Source organism: Ruegeria sp. CDSA020 (assembly GCF_059612345.1).
Window position 1 is genome coordinate 1 of record NZ_JBXWQK010000021.1, and the last position, 3,862, is coordinate 3,862.

General features: G+C 52.7%; 2 tRNA genes and 2 rRNA genes. All 4 read left to right on the forward strand.

The window, feature by feature from the left end:
• Positions 1–37: 37 nt before the first annotated feature.
• The 4 genes from AC2FJW_RS19595 (at position 38) to AC2FJW_RS19610 (ending at position 3,862) form a co-directional block, all read left to right on the forward strand.
• A tRNA-Ile gene (locus AC2FJW_RS19595) sits at positions 38–114 on the forward strand.
• A 489-nt stretch (positions 115–603) separates the two neighbouring features.
• Positions 604–3,431: ribosomal RNA gene (locus AC2FJW_RS19600) — 23S ribosomal RNA — on the forward strand.
• Between the two features lie 187 nt (positions 3,432–3,618).
• Positions 3,619–3,733 (forward strand): 5S ribosomal RNA (rrf, locus tag AC2FJW_RS19605).
• A gap of 52 nt (positions 3,734–3,785) precedes the next feature.
• Positions 3,786–3,862: transfer RNA gene (locus tag AC2FJW_RS19610), tRNA-Met, on the forward strand.

Genomic DNA, 3,862 nt, shown 5'->3' on the forward strand with positions numbered 1-3,862 from the left:
GCAATGAGAGCGACCTGCAAGCGGCCCTAATAAAAGTGGGTCGGTAGCTCAGGTGGTTAGAGCGCACGCCTGATAAGCGTGAGGTCGGAGGTTCAAGTCCTCCTCGACCCACCACTTTCCTTCCAACCAGATCGTTAAGCACTGTTTTGAGTGTTTAACCGTCCGATTGGACGACGCTTCTTCGGAAGCTTTGACATCGTTTAGAGAGAAATCAATCAACACTGTTTGATCGTGCCGAGTGTGGCACTGATCTCGGTCGTTTCCATCGTATGATGGAAGGCGCAGTTTGGGTCTAGCCGGCCTGGAATGCGTATCACGACTGAAACGAACAGAGTTGTCCAAGTCTAATATACTAACCCGAGCGACCTGCGTTGATCAGCTGCACGGCTGAGAGACCATATGGGGTTGCTCATTTGTCCTCGTCCAAGAGACGGGGGCGGGAAATGTATGTTTTTGGTTCAGAAGAATGACTGCCTTTAGTTACCAGCTGGGCGGTCTCGATTGATTTGATTACTAGCGCAGCTTTGGTTGTGTGCGGTCAAACGCACTCAAGTAGCCGTAAGGTCGGTAGTGCCAATATCAAGTCTTTCTTTTTCTGGATCAAATCAAGCGCGAGAAGGGCGTTTGGTGAATGCCTTGGCAGCAAGAGGCGATGAAAGACGTGATACTCTGCGATAAGCCATGGGGAGCTGAGAATAAGCTTTGATCCATGGATTTCTGAATGGGGCAACCCACCTGAAAGTTTGTTATTGTTGGCTTTGCCAGTCAATAATGGGCTTAACCAGGTATTTATGACCTGAATACATAGGGTTATAAAGGCAAACCCGGGGAACTGAAACATCTAAGTACCCGGAGGAAAGGAAATCAATTGATACTCCCCTAGTAGCGGCGAGCGAACGGGGACCAGCCGAGCCGGATAAGTGAGAAGAACATGTTGGGAAGCATGGCCATAGCGGGTGACAGCCCCGTATTCGAAGCTTTGAGGGACGTATTAAGTAGGGCGGAACACGTGAAATTCTGTCTGAAGATCGGAGGACCACCTTCGAAGGCTAAGTACTCCTTGCTGACCGATAGTGAACCAGTACCGTGAGGGAAAGGTGAAAAGCACCCCGACGAGGGGAGTGAAACAGTACCTGAAACCGAACGCCTACAATCAGTCGGAGCCTCCTTGCGGGGTGACGGCGTACCTTTTGTATAATGGGTCATCGACTTGGTCTCACGAGCAAGCTTAAGCCGTTAGGTGTAGGCGTAGCGAAAGCGAGTCTTAATAGGGCGCATGAGTTCGTGGGATCAGACCCGAAACCGAGTGATCTAGGCATGGCCAGGTTGAAGGTAAGGTAACACTTACTGGAGGACCGAACCCACATCCGTTGAAAAGGATCGGGATGAGCTGTGCCTAGGGGTGAAAGGCCAATCAAACTCGGAGATAGCTGGTTCTCTGCGAAATCTATTTAGGTAGAGCGTCATCCGAATACCCCGGGGGGTAGAGCACTGGATGGGTAATGGGGCCCCACAGGCTTACTGATCCTAACCAAACTCCGAATACCCGGGAGTACTAGATGGCAGACACACTGCGGATGCTAACGTCCGTAGTGGAGAGGGAAACAACCCTGACCTACAGCTAAGGCCCCCAATTCATGGCTAAGTGGGAAAGCAGGTGGGACGACCAAAACAACCAGGAGGTTGGCTTAGAAGCAGCCATCCTTTAAAGATAGCGTAACAGCTCACTGGTCTAAATAAGTTGTCCTGCGGCGAAGATGTAACGGGGCTCAAGCCATGAGCCGAAGCTTAGGATGCCGTAAGGCATGGTAGCAGAGCGTAGTGTGACATAGTCTCATTCCTCCTTCACGTCTTCGGGCGTATTGGAGGAGAGAGGCTTTCGATGAAGCCGGCGCGTGAGCGATCCGGTGGAGAGATCACTAGTGAGAATGATGACATGAGTAGCGACAAAGAGTGTGAGAGACACTCTCGCCGAAAGTCCAAGGGTTCCTGCTTAAAGCTAATCTGAGCAGGGTAAGCCGGCCCCTAAGCCGAGGCCGAAAGGCGTAGGCGATGGGAACTAGGTTAATATTCCTAGGCCGTGGAGTGGTGACGGATCTCAGAGGTAGTTCATCCTTATCGGATTGAATGGGCTGCTGAGAGGTTCCTGGAAATAGCCCTCCTATAAGACCGTACCCTAAACCGACACAGGTGGACTGGTAGAGAATACCAAGGCGCTTGAGAGAACGATGTTGAAGGAACTCGGCAAAATACCTCCGTAAGTTCGCGAGAAGGAGGCCCGGTTCCTAGGCAACTAGGGGCTGGGGGCACAAACCAGGGGGTGGCGACTGTTTATTAAAAACACAGGGCTCTGCGAAGTCGCAAGACGACGTATAGGGTCTGACGCCTGCCCGGTGCCTGAAGGTTAAAAGGAGAGGTGAGAGCCTTGAATTGAAGCCCAGGTAAACGGCGGCCGTAACTATAACGGTCCTAAGGTAGCGAAATTCCTTGTCGGGTAAGTTCCGACCTGCACGAATGGCGTAACGACTTCCCCGCTGTCTCCAACATCGACTCAGCGAAATTGAATTGCCTGTCAAGATGCAGGCTTCCCGCGGTTAGACGGAAAGACCCCGTGCACCTTTACTACAGCTTCGCACTGGCATCAGGATTGTGATGTGCAGGATAGGTGGTGGGCTTTGAAGCAGAGACGCAAGTCTTTGTGGAGCCTCCCTTGAGATACCACCCTTCGCACTCTTGATGTCTAACCGCGGTCCGTTATCCGGATCCGGGACCCTGCGTGGCGGGTAGTTTGACTGGGGCGGTCGCCTCCTAAAGCGTAACGGAGGCGCGCGAAGGTTGGCTCAGAGCGGTCGGAAATCGCTCGTTGAGTGCAATGGCAGAAGCCAGCCTGACTGCGAGACTGACAAGTCGAGCAGAGTCGAAAGACGGCCATAGTGATCCGGTGGTCCCGAGTGGAAGGGCCATCGCTCAACGGATAAAAGGTACGCCGGGGATAACAGGCTGATACTGCCCAAGAGTCCATATCGACGGCAGTGTTTGGCACCTCGATGTCGGCTCATCTCATCCTGGGGCTGGAGCAGGTCCCAAGGGTACGGCTGTTCGCCGTTTAAAGAGGTACGTGAGCTGGGTTTAGAACGTCGTGAGACAGTTCGGTCCCTATCTGCCGTGGGTGTAGGAGACTTGAGAGGAGTTGCCCCTAGTACGAGAGGACCGGGGTGAACGATCCACTGGTGGACCTGTTGTTGCGCCAGCAGCAGTGCAGGGTAGCTATGATCGGACAGGATAACCGCTGAAGGCATCTAAGCGGGAAGCCCCCCTCAAAACAAGGTCTCCCTGAGGGCCGTGGAAGACCACCACGTCAATAGGCCGGAGATGTAAGCGCAGTAATGCGTTCAGTTGACCGGTACTAATCGCCCGATAGGCTTGATTTGATCCAGTAATGGAAAGACAAATCAAAAACATACACACCTTAAACATGGATAACTTCGCAGCACATAGCTGCGGTGTTGATTGATACACTACCGTGCGGCAACGCGCCTTTATCTGCGATAAAGATGCTGCCTGCCGCATAGTCGCTTTCTTGCAAAGCAAGAAAGTCGACCGAGGGATTTTCCTCGGTTTGGTGGTCATAGCGCAAGTGAAACACCCGGTCCCATCCCGAACCCGGAAGTTAAGCACTGCCGCGCCAATGGTACTTGGGCTTAAGCCCCGGGAGAGTAGGTCACCGCCAAACCTAGAAAAATCCCAATTCTCTCTAAACGATACAATTACTTATTCGACCTTGACGCGGGATGGAGCAGCCCGGTAGCTCGTCAGGCTCATAACCTGAAGGTCGTAGGTTCAAATCCTACTCCCGCAACCA